Genomic DNA, 18513 nt, shown 5'->3' on the forward strand with positions numbered 1-18513 from the left:
GTTAGGATATTCAGCTTTCAAGAATTACCATTGCCACGGCTGCATTTTTTTCGTGTGACAAGGACACCCATATTTTTTTAACGCCCAGCGATGTATAGCGGGGATTGTCCGTCAGCAAGAACAGTTCCGGTTTTCCGGCGGCATCGTTGCGTATTTCTATTTCACAAAAGTTCACCCCTCCATTGCCCCAACCGGTGCCCAGCGCTTTCAGGAACGCCTCTTTGGCGGCGAAGCGGGCGGCATAACTCTCCTGCGGCGATGCCTGCTGCTCGCAATAGGCGATTTCCTGCGGTGTAAACACGAGGTCGCGGAAACCGCTCCCTTTGGCCAGTTTCTCCGCGATACGCGTTACATCAGTGATATCTGTGCCTATACCAACAATCATCGTTTTGACAGTTTAGCATTGCATTTCTCCAGTTGCTTACGGATATGCATCTCCTCTCCTTTGGTAGCTATTACTTTGGTGAGGGCTGTTTCATAGTATTGTTTGGCTTCCGCGAAGTTACCCTTTTTGAAATGGTAATCGCCTGCCAGCACATAGGTATGATAAAACTCCGGATTGGAGGCTATCAGTGCTTTGGTATCTATATCTTTACCATCCTGCAGCTGCGCCTTCAGCTGACGGTATACCTGGAATGACGTGTATTCGTTGGTCAGCAGGAAACTATCGGCAGGCACGTTCTGCACGCTGTCATATACTTCGTGATCACTGTCGAGGCCATGCATGCTGAAGATTTTGTTCAGGTCATATGCCACAAACTGCCCCAGCTGCCACGGTGCGGCAGACACCCATACCATTTTTTTCTTCGGCTCAAATACGATGGCATGGTGCGCAATGAACTGGTTGATCGCCTTTTCGTTGCCCAGGCCAATATTGGCGCCATGCAACCCTTTGCGGTCACGCAAGATGCTGATGGTTTTTTGTACCGTATTGGGACCGTTTGCTTTCAGCAGTTCGTTTAAACGCTCATAGCGGTATTCGGAAGCGCTTTCTTTGATCTGCAATTTGTTGGACTCCAGGCTGCCGAGTGAATCACCCTGAAAATGGTTGGTACAGGTGATGAAGTTCTTTTTAGGATCGTAGAGGTCCATGCCTTCGGGTGTCTTTTGTATCAACACGGCTTTATTGTCTTCTGCGGAGCCAATGAGGAAAGACTCAGACACGAACATCTTCCGCTTTTGCGCAATGGCCCAGGCTTCCTGTATGTTACGGGCGTATTGCAGTATTTCCCTTGCCACCAGCGATACAGGCGTGGCAGCGCCGGTAGGCACGCTGGTTTTGGCGGCATTGATGGTAACGGTGAGCCCTTTGTCGTTCATGCCGGACACCACGCCGGTAAATCCGCCCCAGGTAACGAACATGAAGTTATGCCCTTTATCGGGGTGATAAAATACCACCATTTTATCTTCGGCGAACTTATCGCCCATGTAGAAATCGAAGTTGCGGCCGATGATCAGGTTACTGTCAGCGGAGTTGCTGTTCCACGTACCGAAGGAAGTACAGCCCACCAGCATCATGCCTTGCAGGGCATGACCGATATCGTGTGCGCCGTGGTAGTTCATCAGTCTTTCATAGTTGCTGCCGATAAAGTCATAACCTTCAGCAGCGGAGAAAGACTCCCCATAAATCTCCTCCTTGAACTCTTCCGCTACGTGATCGCTCAGGTTTCTGTTGAACCAGCCGATGAAGTATTTCAGAAAATGGAGATAAGACGTAGAAGGGATCATTTTGCGGATCTGTTCCACAAAAACATCTTCCTGGTGACGGATCAGCTCCCCGGATAATTTGCCGTTGATCACCCCTCTTTCGAAAGGTGCCCCCTCTACATACATTTCATACAGGCCGCTGTTGCTTTTGCGGAACCAGTTGTTGCCGATGGTCCAGGCGGTACTGTCCAGCGCCTTGCGTTGCAGCTGTAAAGCCGATTTATCGGTGATCTGCGGCGGTGTCATGCGACTGACAGACACCAGGTATACGGCCAGCACGGCAAATAACAACAAGATGGCGCCGAAAGTAAATAACAGCACCCGTGCCAGTATCCGCCATCCGCTTCTTTTTTTCTTTTCCACTTTTATTTAAGTATTGACTGATTAATTTCTTCTACCAAAAATTCCATTCCCAGTAGTTCGGCTGAAGTGATCACACTGCTCATGGTCACCCCTAAAATACCATGCAAGTTCAGGTTTTGCCCGGTAAGATACAAATTAGACAACCGGGTACGGGCCGAAACCATTGTCCGTAGCGGATCTTCACTATCTTTCAACACGCCGTACATGCTACCGTCGCCGGTACCGATATAATCCCGGTAAGAAAGCGGTGTGGCTACATAATACGACTGCACACAGTCACGGAAACCCGGAAATTTCTGCGCCACCGCCGCGATGAGCTGTTCTGCCTTTTGTACCTTAAAAGCTTCATAGTCGGCGCCTCTGCTGGCTTCCCGCCGTTCGGTATTAAAAGTATGCTGCCACGGCGTCAGTTCATCGTAATGCATATACGTCATTACAGAAAGGCTGTCAGCATAGGTTTCATGCCGGGAGCTGGCAGACACGTATATGGCATAGGTCTGCGGCCACTGGTCCGGCGTACAGTCTATTCCCGCCCAGGCATCGTCCGTGGCATGATGATAGTAGTTATGGTTAAGGTAAGGAAAGGTGCCGGGTTTCAGTACTACATTCAGCACAAAAGCACCGGTGGAATTCTCCAGGTTCTGCATGCGGCTGCGGTAGGCTCCCCGCATGGCGTCGCTTTCGGTGATGGCTGTAGTCTGCGCAGGATGCAGGTTGGAAATAAAATAATCGCCGTTCACTTTTTTCCCGTTCTCCAATACCAGGTGATCTACCCTGTCGCCCTGGCCAACAATCTTCAGCACCTCCGTGTTACGGATGATCTCTCCACCGTTTTCCGTGATGCATTTGCATAACAGCCGGGCAATCTGCGAACCGCCATCCACACATTTCCAGGAACTCTGCATATAGCTGTTTAACACCAACGCATGTACGTAAAAAGGTGTTTTGCTCTTCACGCCTGCGTATAACAGGTTATTGCCCGCCAACACCTGCTGCAACCTGTAGTTCCCGGTGATGCTTTCGATCACGCTGGCGGCATTCAGCTGCAGCACACTGCGTTTTTCTTCATAGTCGCCGAGCCGCAGGTTATACAGCGGGAACTTGCTGCACACTTCGCTGATCTTATCACAATAGGCATGCAGCGCATCTGTTTCTTCCGGAAAATCAGCAGCCAGGGTACGGATAAAATGCTCCCGTCCCTGGGCGATCCGGTATACTTTATCTTCCGGGCCAAAGTTGATATGATCGAAGCCATCTGCATCCATCCGTTTCAGCTTCAGCTTGTCCATAATGCCCAGATACGAGAAAATTTTGTACAGGTTCTCTCCTTCTCCCAATCCGCCGATGTAATGGACACCTGAATCGAAGATGACTTTATCGCGGGAAAAGGTTTGCAGGCAACCGCCTGGCTGGCGGTTTTTTTCGTATATGCGTACTTTATAACCATTCCGGCTGAGGATGGCTCCACATACCAGTCCGCCAAGACCACTGCCGATAACGATCACATCATAGTTGTGCATAATTTTTTTGGGGGGATTTTTTAATAACAAATATTACGTTGGATGTATAACGGGTATTGTCAATTTCCTCTGCTACTGCGCCATATTTGCCTACCAGGCTGCGTACATGCGCAGCTGAAAAGAAGGATAGTTCCTTGTTCTTCGTCTTATTAAATCCTATTACCCGGGTTGATAAAAATTCAGTAAATCTTGTGCCTTCGTGCCGCTTGGCTTTGTCGGCGTCGCCATCCCTCACCACGATCACGCCGTCGGGCGACAACCGGTCGATGCATTGTTGCAACAGCTGCTCCTGCTCATCAGGCTGCAGGTAATGCAATACATCACTTAAAATGAAAGCATCATATTTCTCGAACGGTGTGGCCGAAATATCACCGTGAATGAATTGCAGGTTCTGTGGTTTGGCATAACCATGTGCGGCGGTGATGATTTTTTCCTCATCATAGTCGATACCGGTGATCTCACGGCCAGGTGCCGCATACGCCAGCATATAACTCATAAAACCGTATCCGCAGCCGAGGTCCAGGATACGGCCTTCTTTCGGCAGCAGCTGGTGAAACAGCTCATAGTTACGTTCCAGGCTGGTTTTTACCTTCATGTACCATTCCAGCACCGGCCCTTTATAGATAAAGTTGTATTTCAGCTGTTCACGGAAATAGGAAGGCACTTCCATCTCCTGGCGCAGGTTTTCGTATTCGTGTTTAAAGTACCGGCTGATAGATTTCGTACGGGCGCTGTAGTTATCGCCCCAACGTTGGTCCTCCGGGGTAATACGCGGCAGGTACTTCACGGTCACATGACCGTCTTTCAGCAGGAAGTCGCCTTTACTCATCGTATAGGCGGTACCGTGGATAACGATCGGCAGGATGTCCAGCCCCAGCTGTTCGGCGATGTAAAAAGCGCCTTTGTGGAAACGTTTGATCACCGGGTCAGGAGAGCGGGTACCTTCGGGATATACTACGATGGAATACCCTTCGGCCACACGCGCTTTCAGTTTTTCAATGGCCCCTTCCGCACCATCGGCTACCGGGTAGTAATCGGCCAGCCGCACCACGGCGCCAAATACCGGCGAACGCCATACCCATTGATTCGTGAGCAGAATTACTTTGGGATGCAGCATGGTAGACACCAGGATATCGAGGAAAGACTGATGGTTACTGATGATCACGGCCGGTTTCTGCAACTGCTCATTATCCGGATTGATAATGCGTTTCTTCACGTTGGTCATGATGTACAGCACACTATGCGTATAGGCAGACAGGATACGGTGGTACAGCAGTTTACCCTTTTCCTTGTTGACAGGGTTCAGACGGATCAGGATGTTGCCCAGCAGCGTCATGATCAGGCAGCCGGTAGTAAAGTAAGTGAATGAAAATACGGACAGCACCCATCCCTTTAAAGTCCAGGGAGCATATCCTTTCTTCACACGGTTGGTGATCAACCAGTTGAACAGTACCGGTATCATCACCTGCGAAATCAACACCACTGTGCTGATACCAATAATAGAGATCAGCGCAATAGATTTCAGCGACGGATGCTTGGCGAAGATCAGTACGCCCAGTCCCAGGATAGTGGTGATGGCCGACAGGAAAATAGAAGACTTGAAAGAGGACAGTGTTTTCCTGCCGGTTTTGTATTCCTGTAGCAGTCCGTCCATCATAAATATGCTGTAGTCATCTCCCAAACCAAAAATAAATGTGGAAAGGATGATGTTGACAATATTAAACTTGATACCGAACAGGCCCATAATGCCCAATATCCACACCCAGCTGAGCGCCATGGGGATAAAGGTGATCAACGCCAGTTCTATGCGGCCGTAGGAGAGCAACAAAGCCAGGAACACCAACATGGAAGTCATCCAGGCGATGCTGTTGAATTCATCCCTGATTACTTCCACCAGGCGGTTGGCTGCATATTGTTTGTCCAGTACGGTCGTATGTGCGTGCTGATCGAGGGCGGCGTACACTTCTTTTTTACGCGCCGGGTCTACTTTCAGCAGAGTCACAATAGACGTACGGCCATTCTTTTCGATGATAAAATCACCCAGGGTGCCTTTACGGAAAGTCTCCAGGTCTTCTTTTGCCATTGGCTGATAAGGCGTATTCAGCAACGCGGCAAACTTATCGAACGCCGTGGCGCTAAAACCAGCTTCAGCACCATGACTGCGGAGCCAGGACAGCAGCTGTGCCTGTTTTTCCGGGGTCCAGTAGTGTTTCCAGCGTTCAATACGGGCCTGTTGTTCTTTCTCAGACAACAGCAGCGTTTGCACGCCGGCGTATTTTTTCACTGTACCATCCGTCAGTAGTTTATTGATGGCGGGTGTCAACTGCTCGGTATTTTCCAGCGCAGATTCCAGGTTATCACCATCAGACACCACGTACACAGATTGTGCCGTATAGGCGTTGATGTTATTCAGCTGCGCTTCCGCTGCTTTCAGTTCCGGCGACATGAAATTCATCTTCATCATGTCACTTTCAAAAGACACATTACGGGCCGTAAAGAAAAACACGATCGTCAGCAGGAAAATAGCGCCCACCAGGTATTTATTGCGTTCCGGTTTCAACGCGGAAAAGCGGTCCAGCCAGTTATCGTGATGCTCCGCCGGTTTGCTGCTCTTTTTGCCCAGCACAATCCAATGCGGTAAAAATATCAGGGAGAACAATGCGGCGCCTACCAGGCTGAGTGCGGCAAACAGCCCCACATCGCGCAGCATCGGCGAACCTAAAAACTGTAAACAGAGAAAACCGCCGATAGTGGTGAAACTGCCCAGCGTCATGGGCGTGGCCAGATCGGCAATCACTTCGCGGATATCATCAGTATGACGATAATGGTTGAACACATGCAGGGAATAGTTGACCGCAATGCCCAGTACCACTGCGCCGGCGCCTAACGCCATCACGGCAATATGTCCTTTGATCAGGTAAATACAGGCAAGGGAAAACAGTCCTCCGAAGATCACCGGCAACATGATCACTACCGGCGCACGTTTCTTCCGGAAAAACAGCGCTATCAGCGCTACCAGCAACACGATGGTGATACCCTGCGTAAGCAGCGTGTCCTGCCGCAGCTGCGTGGCGTTGCCGGCGGAAACGGCCGTGCCGCCAAAATAGCTGATGCTCACATCCGGATATTGGCGGGACAGACTGTCTTTAATATTATCCAGCCCAGCCAGGAACCTGGCGTTGATTTTCGTAGCACCGGGAGGGTTAGCCGGCGTAATAAATATCATCAGATGACGGTGGTCTTTCGTCATCACATAATTATCGTACAACTCAAAATGATCATCGTACTGAAGGTGCTGCAATTTTTTGATGCCTATCCAGGAAATACCGACCGGATCTGCCTGTATCACCCGTTTCAGCACCAGCCCGGCAGGAGAGATCAGCGTATTGTAATCATATTGCAGGGAACGTTGCAGTTGCTCCGGTGCCAGCAGGCTGTCAATTTTCGTATAGTCGTTAGGTTCCAGGAAAACAGGCAGGTTTTTCTGGATGAGGTCCATCATGCCCATTACCTGCGCATCTTCCGTCTGGCCTTGTATCTGCCGGATATAAGGCGATAACTGGTTTCCTGCGGAGGCCACCAGCGAGGCGGCGCAGGCGGTAAGGCTGTCCGGCGCCGGCACTTTGGCAGTGTCTTTCTGTGACAGTGTCACCACCAGCTTGTCCGCAAATTTGGAATCCTGGAACACCTGTTGCAGCTTGTCCAGCTTCCTGTCCTGCGGCAGTATTTTGGTAATGTCTTCTTCCAGCCTGATACGTGACGCGAAAAAGCCAACCAGCACAAAGCTCACGATGGTACAACACCACAGCGCCAGCTTATGCCGGTCAAAAAAATTATAGATCGCTACGAAAAGACTGCTCATATGTAAATCAATTACGAATTACGAATTATTGATTACGAATTGGGGAGCCACACGTAACAGATAATTCGTAAGTATTTATTTGTTTTTTCTGAATATGGCCAGTAAGGCATAACTGATAGCCCATGCTGCCAGTCCTGCGGCGATAGCCAGTGTAATGGCGCCGAAAACGTACTGGAGCAGGTTATCCCCTACTGCGGCTATGGAAAAATGTTTATCAAACAACAGATCTTTGGCTGATCTCCCCATCCATACCTTTCCTGCCAGGAAGCTGAAAAAGATCACAAAGGGGGTTAACGGCGGCGTGCTCACATGGGCGGCAAGGAACACCAGCGCTTTGTTGAGCTTCAGTTTAACGGATACCAGGAAAGCCACCAGCAGCTGGAAACCCCATATCGGCACAATACCCATGAACACGCCAAAGCCAATGGCCGCAGCTTTGCGCGCATTGGACTCTTCGGCATTCAGTATTTCTTCTTTCCACATCTTTTTCCAGTTCTCCTTTTTCAGCATCCACAGAAAAAAGTCCCTTGGTTTGATATACAGGAAAGTAATCAGTACGAGTACGGTATTTAATACGCTGATGCGCGAAAAATCCAGGAACGGGCGGAAGTGGGATATCCTTTCGTCTGCCGGCGGATAATACACCTTCACCGGCGTCCAGTCTATCTTTACGCCTTTCCATGCGCTGCGCACCAGTACTTCTATTTCAAATTCATATTTGGAGCACCACCAGCGGGTACGGCCCATACGGCGCAGCGGGTACAACCGGTATCCCGATTGTGTGTCCGGCCCTTTCAGGCCTGTTTCCACATAAAACCAGAAGTTGGAGAACTTGTTGGCAAAAGTGTTTTTGCCAGGCATGTTTTCTTCATTCAGGTTACGGGCGCCTATCACCAGGGTGTCCGGATGTGTGTTGATCTTTTCCAGCATGCCGGGCAGATCGGAGGCAAAATGCTGTCCGTCTGCATCCATGGTGATCACGTAATCATAACCCTGTGCCAGCGCATATTCGAAACCACGGCGAAGGGCAATGCCTTTCCCACGGTTAGGGCTATACGACACTTTATGTATGGCGGGGTATTTCTCAAGAATGGTGCTGGTATGGTCGGTAGCACCGTCATTCACGACAATCACGTGCGAGGTGTAGGACAACGCTCCTTTCACCACCTCTTCCAGCGTTGTAGCGTTGTTGTAGGTTGGAATGAGCACCGCCGCACGATGACGCTCAAAATGTTCGTTATGTGTGTTACTGGCTGTCACTTATTTAAATACTCCCTGAAATTTCATAAATGTGGTGGCATCCCTTTTCAGGGTGGCATTCACTTTCCATCCTCCGTTCTCTTCTGCCTTGTAAGTCAGGCTTACATCCACCAATGGCTGCTGTACCGGGTCTATCATGTTCAGGAACTTCATCAGACCGGCTTTCTGTAGCAGTACTTTTTGCTGTACGGCGTCTTCCAGCGTTTCGGTAACGATCTGCATCATACATACGCCGGGCACGACCGGTTGCTCCGGAAAATGGCCACCGAAAATAGGATGCGCCGCATTCAGTTCCAGTGTGAGCGTTACCTGGCCTTCTTCATTTGTGACGTTCCTTATATTGTAAAAGTTTCCTTTCAGCATTTTGATATTTTGATATTTAAATATTTCTGTCTTCGCTTTGACCAATCCGTAATTATCTATGTGTTTTTTGTAGCGAAATATTGAACCGGAAGTTCTGATGCACAATACGGATGGTGTCCGGCGTACCCTGTGTATAATGCTCCATCCATACTTTCACAACAGGTTTGCGTTCGGAAGATTTTTCGATACGCACCAGTTGCGTGCAGGCGCTATCCGTGATATAGTAGTTATTGCCTTTGGCGGTGGGCACTACGGTATAACGGTACCGGTTATCCGTTGCCACATGCGCCTGACGAAGGTCCGGCCGCAGGAGCACCAGTTCAAAATCCCGGCGCAGCGTGGTCACGACTGCCTTCTTGTCCATCTTGGGCAACAGGTAATGTTTCGTAAATTTTCCCTGCTTATCAAATTCGAAATCAAAAAACTTAAATCCCATTTCGTTGGCAAATACCACCCGGAGGCTGCTATCGGGCATCTGCTTAAAAAACAACAGTCCGCTCAGGTGATGTTTCAGGATATTGACCTGTGTACTGTACAGCGTGGCATCGAAAGCAGGGCTGAACTGTCGTATGCAGTCCACATTGCCTTCGGTACGTTGCAATCCTTTATACACGGAGGTGCATCCAGTCAGCAAGGCGACTGACAGTACGCTATTTAACCACAAATACCGCATCCGGAATATTCGCATTCACTTGTTTATGTAAAAAGCTGATGTTCGTATCATCACCGGATGGTTCTGCCATGGTGATGCCCGACACTGTAAAATCTTTTTTGTCCACCACCAGGGTGATCATCTTGAAATAACCGGCCATGGCCTTGTTCACAGGCACCATCTCCAGGCGGTAGCTCTGTGCGTTTTCGTATGCTTTGGTGGTAAAATCTGTATTGTCCAGCACGGTGCCGCGTACACAGTCCACCGTTATTTTATTGATCTGTTCAAACAGTTTGTTGTTTTTGCCGGATACTTTACTTTCTTTCTGGGCGTCTTTGATACGGATGTCTTTTCCATTCATGACCAGCAGGTAGTAAGAAGGCTGCTGGTATTCCATGCGGACTTTATTCTCCCGCTTGAACCAGAATTTCCCTTTCGAAATGATTTTATCGGAGAGCATGCTCAGGTTTTTCTCCTGCACAAAATCGCACTGAATGCTCTGCGTCTGCTGGGCGGCCCTGGCGAACTCCTTTTTTACGGCCGACAGGTCGGCGACCGGTTTAAAACCTGACTGCGCCTGCAGTTGCAACGACAGCAGTGAAATCATGCATATCATTATCCATTTACACATAAGCTGGCACTTTTAACATTTTATCCATTCTTTCCAACCGGTACCCTTCCGCTTTGATGGCGCTGATCAGCCGGGGCAGGATACTGGCAGTGATGCTGCAAGTGTCATGCAACAGGATGACCGCACCGGGATGCAGTTCCGACATGATTTTCTGCAACAATTTATTTTCATCTGTGGCCATGGTGTCCATAGAGCGGATGCTCCAGCCCACGGGCAGATAATTGTTTTTTCTGATGGCCCTTGCCAGGTTGGGATTGGTGACCCCATATGGCGGGCGGAACAGGCGCGGTTGCAATCCTGTGGCGTTGATGGTCACGGTGTCCATCTTTTCCATGTCTTTTCCCATGGTACTGCTGGTATACATATCAAACCAGAAATCATGCGAATAGGTATGGTTACCGATTACATGACCTTCTGCGTGTATACGTTGCAGTAAGTGGGCATTGCCTTCGATATTTTTCCCGATGCAGAAAAAAGCGGCTTTCACCTGGTGTTCATCGAGGATATCGAGGATCTGCGGCGTATGCGTCTCTTCCGGTCCGTCGTCGAAGGAGAGCGCCACCACATTTTCAGTAGTGGGCGCGGCACAGATGGTTTTGATGAAGAAATCCGAGCGGATGTTCATTGCGCCCCTGATATAAAAAGGCAGTAACAACAGCAGCGGCAATACCAGCCACCAGAGCGATAGGGGGTACAGGCCGGACAATCTGATGCCCAGCACTACGGCCACGCCTGTGAGAAGGATGATATTTGCGGTCCTGTTATTCAACATGAGAGAGCAAAATCAGGGAGTGATGGGTGCCCTGATGATGGTTATACAATAATATTTTTTTAATGCTGCCGGGTGCTTTACCATAGAACATCGCTGCCTCCGGCACTGCCTGGTCTGCCAGGATGCCATTGGCCAGCCACATGCCGAAACCAGCTGCAGTCGGGTATTCACCGCAGAGGTGTTTGAAGCTGGCTTCCGGATGTTCGGGGAACAATGCTTCCACTACTTCTTCATAGATGTCGTCCTGGTCAATGTCGCCGTTTCTGCCGGTAATCAGCAGGTCAATATCGTTGGGTGTGCAGCCGTTGTCTTCGAGGAACTTCATGATATGGCCAATCACCTCTCCTTCCCACATGGGTTTGTAAAGCGTGCTGATGCCGGTCAGTTCAGCCGCCGTACGTTCTCCCGGCTTGGTGCCGAGGGAGAAGAAAGCGGCGCCTTCTCCCGCGATAGTGCCACGGGTAGGGCTTTTCAGCAGTTCCATGGTTTTCACCGGTTCTTTTTTATACAGCCCGAAGCGGGACAGTATCTGATAGCTGTGCTGGGTGAGCTCATCCAGTCCGCCGACGAGTATATTTTGCGCGCCGCCTTCGCGCAGCATCATCACCGTGTCCAGCAGGGCATTTTCGAAAGAGAAGCCGCGGTGCACGAAGGTGTTGTTATATCCGTGGCAGCCCAGCAGCAGCGCTATCTGTCCGCCTACGGTATTGTGTGTGCTTTGGATAAAGGCAGTCGGCGTCAGCATTTCCTCCTGTTGATTCACCATTTTGGCCAGGAACACGCCGGTGTCGTCGAGACAACCGTAAGCAGTACCGGTCACGATGGCATCAGGCTGGGTTATGCCGGCAGTCTGCAGGCTGAGATTGGCCGCGCCCACGCCCATTTTCACCACACGGCTCATGCGGCGGATCTGTTTTACATCGATCCACTGTTTATAGTCCGGGTCTACTGTTGCCAGCCTTACCTGTTCGTATTCGCGCAGACCGGCCAGCAAAGGTCCTCCCGCCGCCGTTTCCTGCGGAGAAATACAACCGGTGCCGTTTATATAGATCGTCAACATACTCTCATTTAATCACTAAAAGCTGGAAAAAACCAGGCTGGAACAGTTACCACCAAAACCGAAGGAGTTGGACATCACATGGCGAAGGTCGTTGCCTTCAGACCAGGTGGTGGCCGGTGTAAACGGCAGTTCCTTCATCTGGTGCTCAAAACGTGCGTTAGGATAGATAATGCCTTCTTTCACGGAAACAGCCGATAATACCGCTTCAATACCGCCACTGGCGCCCAGGGTATGCCCTGTGAATGATTTGGTGGAGCTCATGGCCGGGAAATGCGGTGCAAAGATGCGATTGATGGCAATGCCTTCAGACACATCGTTGTTGCCGGTACCTGTACCGTGTAGGTTGATATACCCTATCTGCTGTGGTTGCAGGCCGCTCATGTCCAGCGCGCCTTTCATCGCCAGGTAATTGCCGGTGCCGTCGGGCGACGAGGCAGTCTGGTGGTAGGCGTCATTGGCATTGGCGAAACCGCTGAGGCGGCACCAGGGCTGCAGCTGCGCAGCCAGGCTGTCGGACACCAGCACCACGTAACCGGCGCCTTCGCCCAGATTAAGCCCGGTGCGGGTTTCATCGAAAGGGCGGCAAGGCTGCTGGTCGAGGATCATGAGGGTATTAAAACCGTTGAGCGTAAAACGGGTCAACGCGTCTGTACCGCCGGCAATCACTACGTCCACGATATTGTTGCGTATCAGACGGTAGCCGTACATCAGCGCGTTGGCGCCGGAAGAGCATGCCGTGCTGATGGTAGACACATGATGCCGGATGCCCATGGCATCGGCCACTATTTCGGTGATGCTGCCACATTCATGGTGCATCACCTGATGCAGACGGCCTTTACGGTTGTCTGCCAGATATTCCGCGAAAAAGTCTTCCGTTTTGTCCATACCGCCAACCGTGTTGCCGGACACAAATCCGACGCGGTAGCGGGAGATATCGTCCAGTCCGGACGATTGCCACGCTTCCTTAGCGGCGATCAGGCTGAGCAGCGCGGTACGGCTGATATTTTCCGGTAACCCGGCCATATCCGCCAGCGTCTCATTATCTGCTTTTACCTCCGCTACCGGGAAAGTATGGCGGTGCACAGATGACAGGTATTTCATGGCACCCATGCCCGGTTCCATCTCACGGAAAGCCCGCAGGCATTCACGCAAGTTCAGGCCTATGCCGCTGATGACGCCGCCACCCGCTATCCACACCTTTTCACTCATGCTTTGGCTGTTTGTTGAGCTACAATAAATTCCGCCATGGAACGGATAGAGTAAAAAATCTCCGGCCCCTGTTCAGGATTGGCGATACGGATGTTATAGTGCTGTTGCAGCAATACGATCAGTTCCAGCGCATCGATAGAATCGAGACCCAGCCCTTCTTTAAACAACGGTTCATCGTTGCCGATGCTTTCCGGTGTTACTTCCTGCAAATTCAATTGTTCGATGATCTGTTTTTTCAGATCTGCCATCAGCTGTTCCATTACGATGTTGATATTTTGTTATGTAGATATTTTATAGCGTTCGTTCAGTGCCTCGGCTGTTGCCGGACTGGCTTGTCCCTTCGGCGTTTTCTCCAGCAGGAACAGGGCCACTTCGTAATCGTCGCCCATCACTTCCACCCAACCGCAGAGGCAGGCCTGCAACGGCGTGGTGGCGAGCAGTTGCGCAGGGTAACTGCTCATCAGTTCTGCATCAAAATTTTCAGACACGAAGAAGATATTCTCTCCTTTAAAACCATGCCGGATGCAGATTTCCCCCATCACAATGTTGGGGAGGGTATATACGAAAAGGGCCGGGCTGGCGATATCCTTCACGGTGGCATAGTAGCGGATGTCTGTATCCAGGCTGCCGCTGCGGTTAGACAACACCATGCCTACTGCTTCAGGCGGCAGTGCCTGTACAGGGGCATGTTTGAGCAGCACTTCCGCCGCCAGCCATCCCAGTTTGCTGAGAGCGTCCATCTTATGGAATTTAGGATACTGCCCGGAAAACCGGTCATATCCTGCCCGCAGCCATTCCTGTAAGTCCATGCTCCGGTCGGCTTCCCACAGCAACGCTCCGTTTAACCAGATACCGTGATGCCGTATGATACAACTTCCTGTAATATATGCTTCCGCGCTATTCAATCTCTGAACTGCTTTTTAATTTTTCTGTTAATTCTATGGTCCGGGCCAGGCGTTTCAGTGCCGTGTCGTGGTTTTTCACAAACGGGTTGCTCATATCCCAGACATATCCTGCCAATACGGAACAGATCTGTCCTTTGATCACCGGGTCGGCGTCTTTTTTAAAGAAAATGGTGTCCAGCGTGCCTTCGTACCATGCCATGACATAGGAACGGAAGGTATTTACTCCCTGCAGGGTGGGCTCCATGTATTCTTTTTCCCAGTCCACTTCTTCTCCCCGCAGCTTTCTGATCACCAGTTTAGCGGCGGTTTGGCTGGAAACGCAGGCCAAAGTTACGCCAGAAGAGAAAATCGGGTCCAAAAATTCTGTCACGTTGCCTGTCAGCACAAAACCATCTCCATAAAACTTATCGGTGGTGGCAGACCAGGACTGGAGCACTCTGGGCTCGAATACCAGTTCCACGTCACGGAAACGTTCGCGGGTATAGGGTTCCGCTTCCAGCAGGGCACGGTATACTTCCTCGTCGGTACCGGGATATTGCGCAAAAAACTCCGGATCGCCCACGAAACCGACGGAAGTAACGCCGGTAGAGAACGGGATGATCCAGATCCAGACGCCTTTTTTATGCACCACCGCCGTGATACGGTTAGGTTCATCGGCCATAGAACGACGTACGTCTTTTGTATGAGCGAAGAGCGCTTTACGCGGCTGAAGGTTGGAGTTTTTTTCCAGGTTGAACAAGCGGGGAATTACCCGGCCATAGCCGCTGCCATCCACGATGAAGCGGGCTTCAATGGTGGATTTGTTCCCGTCTTTGTCTTCTATGGTGGTCACGGAATCAGATCCGTTAAAACGTATGTCCGTTACCGTAGTTTCGTAGGAAACCGGTACGCCCATACTTTCCACGGTATCCGCCAGTGTTTTATCGAAATCGGCCCTGGTCACCTGCCAGGTCCAGGTCCATCCGGGGGTGTATTGCTCTTTGAAAGTAAAATCACAGAGTGCGTCGCCTTTAACGAACTTGGCGCCGAATTTTTCCTGAAAACCTTTGGCTTTAATGGCATCGATGAAACCGGCTTCATTCAAAGCGTCCATACTGCGGGGCAGCAGGCTCTCCCCGATCACGAAGCGGGGAAATTTCATCTTTTCAACGATTTTCACTTTGTAACCTGCCTGGTGGATAATAGACGCCGCTACTGTTCCGGCAGGTCCCGCACCTATCACTAAAACATCAACTTGTTCAGTTTTCATACGGTAAAACATTTACGATTTAGGAATTTGGGGATTTCCGATTTTGGGGATTCTGAAATCAAAAATTCCAAAATCAAAAAATCGAAAATTGTTTTTATGGTTTTCTAACTTTTAACAGCGTGTAATTCAGCCCCATCTTGTCATTCTCTTCCGCTACCACCAGCCCGGCATCAGTGATGCACTTAAAGAAATCGTCTGTGTGGTACATCTGGCTGTTACCATTCGCCATAGCGGTAAAATACAGGGACGTCTGCTGAAGGCAGAAAGCGGCTGATTTAAACTGCTGGCGGTTCCAGAAGGGCTCCAAGATATAGATGGTGCCGTTGTCATTGAGCGCTTCGCGGCAACGGGAAAGGATGGACACGATTTCAGCTTCAGAGAAGCAGTCGAGGAACTGGCTCATCCAGATGGCGTCAAATCCTTTAGGGAAAGGGATTTCCTCGTGCAGGATATTAGCGATATGGAAATGCACGCGGTCTGCCACGCCGGCATCTTTCATTTTCTGCTGCGCAATATTGGCCTGACCGGGGATATCGAAGATGGTCACTTCCACTTCGGGGTCTTTGGCGGTACATGCCAGCGCCCATTTACCGGTATTACCGCCGATATCTAGCAGGCGTTTGGGTTTGTTTTCAAAAACGATGTCCAGTGCGCCGGGTGTGGCGAGGTCGGAGTAGTAGTGGTCAAAGTCGAACCAGCTTTTGCCTACCGCCGGAGGCAGCAGGGACAGGCCGGGGTAAATGGTGTCCCAGGGGCCCAGTTCTTTCAGGCCTTCCGGTTTACCGTTACGGAGACTGTCTTCCAGGTGGTACATGCCTTTATAGCAGATGTCCTGCGTAAAGTCCATGTTGATACGGGTCAGCTGATCATGCAGGATAAAGTACCCGGTTTTGGTCAGCGTATATTTTTTATCGTTCACGATCACCAGTTCCATGCCCAAACCGGCTTCCAGCAATACCCTCACTGCGTAGCGGTTCATATTGGTTTTTTCCATTATCTCCTCAATGGTGATGCCCGCAGATCCGCTGTCACTCACTGCTTTCAGAATGCCCATGTCGCGCAGCGCTCTTGTAGCCTGGAAAGCTATCGGAGCGAAGGCCAGCCACAATGCTGCTTCTTTTGCCTGTAATGCTGTTTTCGTTTCCTTGTTAAACATAAATCTTGAAAAATTACGAATGACGAATTACGAATGACGAATTAGGATTGACTTATGAATGAGCGTTAGCTCCCAATTCGTCATTCGTCATTCGTAATTCGTAATTGCTGAATATCATGGCTGCATTGCAACCACCGAAGCCGGACACTGTCTTGAGGAAGTGGCCGGACGGTTGTTGGCGCAGGGTGTTGCTAACGTTGACGGGCATACTGACACCGGGTGTCTCGTATCCTTTGGTAGGCAGTATAACGCCGTTTTTCATGGCTTTTACACTGATAATGGCTTCTACCAGCCCAGCGGCGCCGAGGGTGTGGCCATAGTAGCCTTTGAGGCTGTTGACCGGCACTGCTGCCAGTCCTGCGTGATGCAGGGCTTTGGCCTCCATCTCATCGTTGTAGAGCGTGGCGGTGCCATGTGCTGATACAAACCCGATATCTTCCGGTTGAAGGCCGCTGCCTTTGAGGGCCAGTTGCATGGCAGCAGCCAGCTCCAGGCCGGTGCGGGAAGGGCCGGAAATATGATTGGCGTCGTTGCTGATAGCGCCGGCGCCCAGTACTATTGTGGCGTGGCGGGGGTCTTTGCTGAGTACCATGGTGGCCGCTGCTTCTCCCAACGATACGCCCGTACGGTCAGCATCGAAAGGCCGGCAGGGCACTGCGCTCACCGCCTGGAAGGATTGAAAACCGGACAATACAAAGCGGGTGAGCACATCGGCGCCCGCTACCACTACGTGATCGTATTTGCCGGAAACAATCAGGCGTTGACCGGTTAAAATAGCCACCAGTCCGGATATGCAGGCGCTGCTGATCACCATTGGGGTATTCACGGCATCAAGGCGTGCGGCTATTTTACGTGCCGTAGCGGCAGGCTGCAGCTGTTCAGGCGGAGATACCACACCTTCCTCCTGCTGCTCCAGCAATTCAATGTTTCCTTTTGTGGTGGAAATAATCAGCCCTGTGCGGGGATCTGACAGGCTTATGGCTGTATGTGACAACGCTTCCGTAACGGAAGCGATCACCAGCTGTTCAAATTTCGTATAGTCTTCAAGGTTAAGCCCGCGGATAGCTCTCTCCAGCATATCATGGGGCATCATAGCACCATGGAAGGGCGCAGGGCCATAATCTTCACGGTCCTGTAAACGGATGCCGCTGTTGCCCCGGATGACCTGTTCAAAATTTTCATCCGTATTCACGCCCAGCGGCCCAACAATATTATCTGCAACTACAAAGACCATCATCCCTTTTCTATAGGTGGTTATTCAAGTGTCTTTTTTTCCATTCGTTAAAAAAAGCCGGTGTGGTCAACTGCAGCAGTTCGGTGTCTTTGTCCAGGAACACCTGCACAGTAGATCCTTTTGCGATGACTTCACCGGTAACGGGATTGGAAAGCACATAGTTAAATCTGATCTTCGCCGCGAGGTCGTCCACGAAGGTGGTTTCCACCTTTACGCGATCGCCATAACGCAGCGGACGTTTATAGTCGCACTGTATATTCACTACCGGCGCAGTAAATCCGGCATTAAAAATATCCAGGTAACGTAAAGCGTACTTTTCACCGAAAGCCTCTCTTCCGTCTTCAAAATACCTTACATAGTGGCCATGCCAGACTATGCTCAGTGAATCCACTTCGTTAAACTTCACCGGGAATTCGGTGCATTCGGTTATTGAGTCCATATCTAGCTATTTTCGGATTTTTTGATTTACGATTTTTTGATATCTGGATTGATAAAAGCGAAAAGCAAAGCGATTTTTACCCGCTCTTATAACCCTGAAATCAAAAAATCGTAAATCAAAAAATACCTAAA

17 protein-coding genes are annotated in these 18513 nt (G+C 50.4%); all 17 read right to left on the reverse strand.

The genetic code is table 11. The annotated features are described in order from the left end of the window. Nucleotides 1–10: 10 nt before the first annotated feature. The 17 genes from acpS to ACTJJS_RS21290 all read right to left on the reverse strand — a co-directional run bounded on the left by acpS (nucleotide 11) and on the right by ACTJJS_RS21290 (nucleotide 18382). The gene (gene acpS / locus ACTJJS_RS21210) at nucleotides 11–385 is read right to left on the reverse strand and encodes a holo-ACP synthase (protein WP_440665150.1); all 375 of its coding nucleotides are present in this window, start codon (nucleotides 383–385) and stop codon (nucleotides 11–13) included. Further along, the gene (locus ACTJJS_RS21215) at nucleotides 382–2070 is read right to left on the reverse strand and encodes a C45 family autoproteolytic acyltransferase/hydolase (RefSeq protein ID WP_440665151.1); all 1689 of its coding nucleotides are present in this window, start codon (nucleotides 2068–2070) and stop codon (nucleotides 382–384) included. The genes acpS and ACTJJS_RS21215 overlap by 4 nt, the downstream gene beginning before the upstream one ends. Before the next feature lie 2 nt (nucleotides 2071–2072). After that, nucleotides 2073–3590 carry a phytoene desaturase family protein gene (locus ACTJJS_RS21220; protein WP_440665152.1) on the reverse strand — a complete coding sequence of 506 codons (1518 nt, stop codon included), beginning with the start codon at nucleotides 3588–3590 and terminating at the stop codon, nucleotides 2073–2075. Then, nucleotides 3577–7452 (reverse strand): 1-acyl-sn-glycerol-3-phosphate acyltransferase, encoded by a 3876-nt coding sequence (locus ACTJJS_RS21225; protein ID WP_440665153.1) that lies wholly within the window; start codon nucleotides 7450–7452, stop codon nucleotides 3577–3579. Before ACTJJS_RS21225 ends, ACTJJS_RS21220 begins: the two co-directional genes overlap by 14 nt. A gap of 75 nt (nucleotides 7453–7527) precedes the next feature. Further along, nucleotides 7528–8712, reverse strand: coding sequence for a DUF2062 domain-containing protein (locus ACTJJS_RS21230; RefSeq protein WP_440665154.1), 1185 nt, complete (start codon nucleotides 8710–8712; stop codon nucleotides 7528–7530). Continuing rightward, nucleotides 8713–9075, reverse strand: a complete 363-nt coding sequence (locus ACTJJS_RS21235; protein WP_440665155.1) for a 3-hydroxyacyl-ACP dehydratase — start codon at nucleotides 9073–9075, stop codon at nucleotides 8713–8715. It lies immediately after the preceding gene. Nucleotides 9076–9127: 52 nt separating this feature from the next. Beyond that, the gene (locus tag ACTJJS_RS21240; RefSeq protein ID WP_440665157.1) at nucleotides 9128–9763 is read right to left on the reverse strand and encodes a hypothetical protein; all 636 of its coding nucleotides are present in this window, start codon (nucleotides 9761–9763) and stop codon (nucleotides 9128–9130) included. Next, nucleotides 9726–10358, reverse strand: coding sequence for an outer membrane lipoprotein carrier protein LolA (locus ACTJJS_RS21245; RefSeq protein ID WP_440665158.1), 633 nt, complete (start codon nucleotides 10356–10358; stop codon nucleotides 9726–9728). The genes ACTJJS_RS21240 and ACTJJS_RS21245 overlap by 38 nt, the downstream gene beginning before the upstream one ends. Further along, nucleotides 10351–11130, reverse strand: coding sequence for a polysaccharide deacetylase family protein (locus tag ACTJJS_RS21250; RefSeq protein WP_168871979.1), 780 nt, complete (start codon nucleotides 11128–11130; stop codon nucleotides 10351–10353). Before ACTJJS_RS21250 ends, ACTJJS_RS21245 begins: the two co-directional genes overlap by 8 nt. Continuing rightward, a complete protein-coding gene (locus tag ACTJJS_RS21255) occupies nucleotides 11120–12190 on the reverse strand; it encodes a beta-ketoacyl synthase N-terminal-like domain-containing protein (protein WP_440665159.1) in 1071 nt (356 codons plus the stop codon). The genes ACTJJS_RS21250 and ACTJJS_RS21255 overlap by 11 nt, the downstream gene beginning before the upstream one ends. 15 nt (nucleotides 12191–12205) lie before the next feature. After that, complete coding sequence (locus tag ACTJJS_RS21260; protein ID WP_440665160.1) at nucleotides 12206–13399, reverse strand: beta-ketoacyl-[acyl-carrier-protein] synthase family protein; 1194 nt, start codon at nucleotides 13397–13399, stop codon at nucleotides 12206–12208. After that, entirely contained in the window at nucleotides 13396–13659 is a 264-nt protein-coding gene (locus ACTJJS_RS21265; protein ID WP_078667218.1) for a phosphopantetheine-binding protein, read from the reverse strand. The genes ACTJJS_RS21260 and ACTJJS_RS21265 overlap by 4 nt, the downstream gene beginning before the upstream one ends. An 18-nt stretch (nucleotides 13660–13677) precedes the next feature. Further along, nucleotides 13678–14304 carry a hypothetical protein gene (locus ACTJJS_RS21270; RefSeq protein WP_168871977.1) on the reverse strand — a complete coding sequence of 209 codons (627 nt, stop codon included), beginning with the start codon at nucleotides 14302–14304 and terminating at the stop codon, nucleotides 13678–13680. After that, the gene (locus ACTJJS_RS21275) at nucleotides 14297–15553 is read right to left on the reverse strand and encodes an NAD(P)/FAD-dependent oxidoreductase (RefSeq protein ID WP_440665161.1); all 1257 of its coding nucleotides are present in this window, start codon (nucleotides 15551–15553) and stop codon (nucleotides 14297–14299) included. Before ACTJJS_RS21275 ends, ACTJJS_RS21270 begins: the two co-directional genes overlap by 8 nt. Nucleotides 15554–15647: 94 nt before the next feature. Next, the gene (locus tag ACTJJS_RS21280; RefSeq protein ID WP_168871975.1) at nucleotides 15648–16709 is read right to left on the reverse strand and encodes a class I SAM-dependent methyltransferase; all 1062 of its coding nucleotides are present in this window, start codon (nucleotides 16707–16709) and stop codon (nucleotides 15648–15650) included. A 52-nt stretch (nucleotides 16710–16761) separates the two neighbouring features. Next, on the reverse strand, nucleotides 16762–17946 hold the full coding sequence (locus ACTJJS_RS21285) for a beta-ketoacyl-[acyl-carrier-protein] synthase family protein (protein WP_440665162.1): 1185 nt from the start codon (nucleotides 17944–17946) through the stop codon (nucleotides 16762–16764). A 7-nt stretch (nucleotides 17947–17953) separates the two neighbouring features. Beyond that, nucleotides 17954–18382, reverse strand: a complete 429-nt coding sequence (locus tag ACTJJS_RS21290) for an acyl-CoA thioesterase (RefSeq protein WP_440665163.1) — start codon at nucleotides 18380–18382, stop codon at nucleotides 17954–17956. Between the last annotated feature and the right edge of the window lie 131 nt (nucleotides 18383–18513).

Source organism: Chitinophaga sp. 22308 (assembly GCF_052045305.1).
GTDB lineage: Bacteria > Bacteroidota > Bacteroidia > Chitinophagales > Chitinophagaceae > Chitinophaga > Chitinophaga varians_A.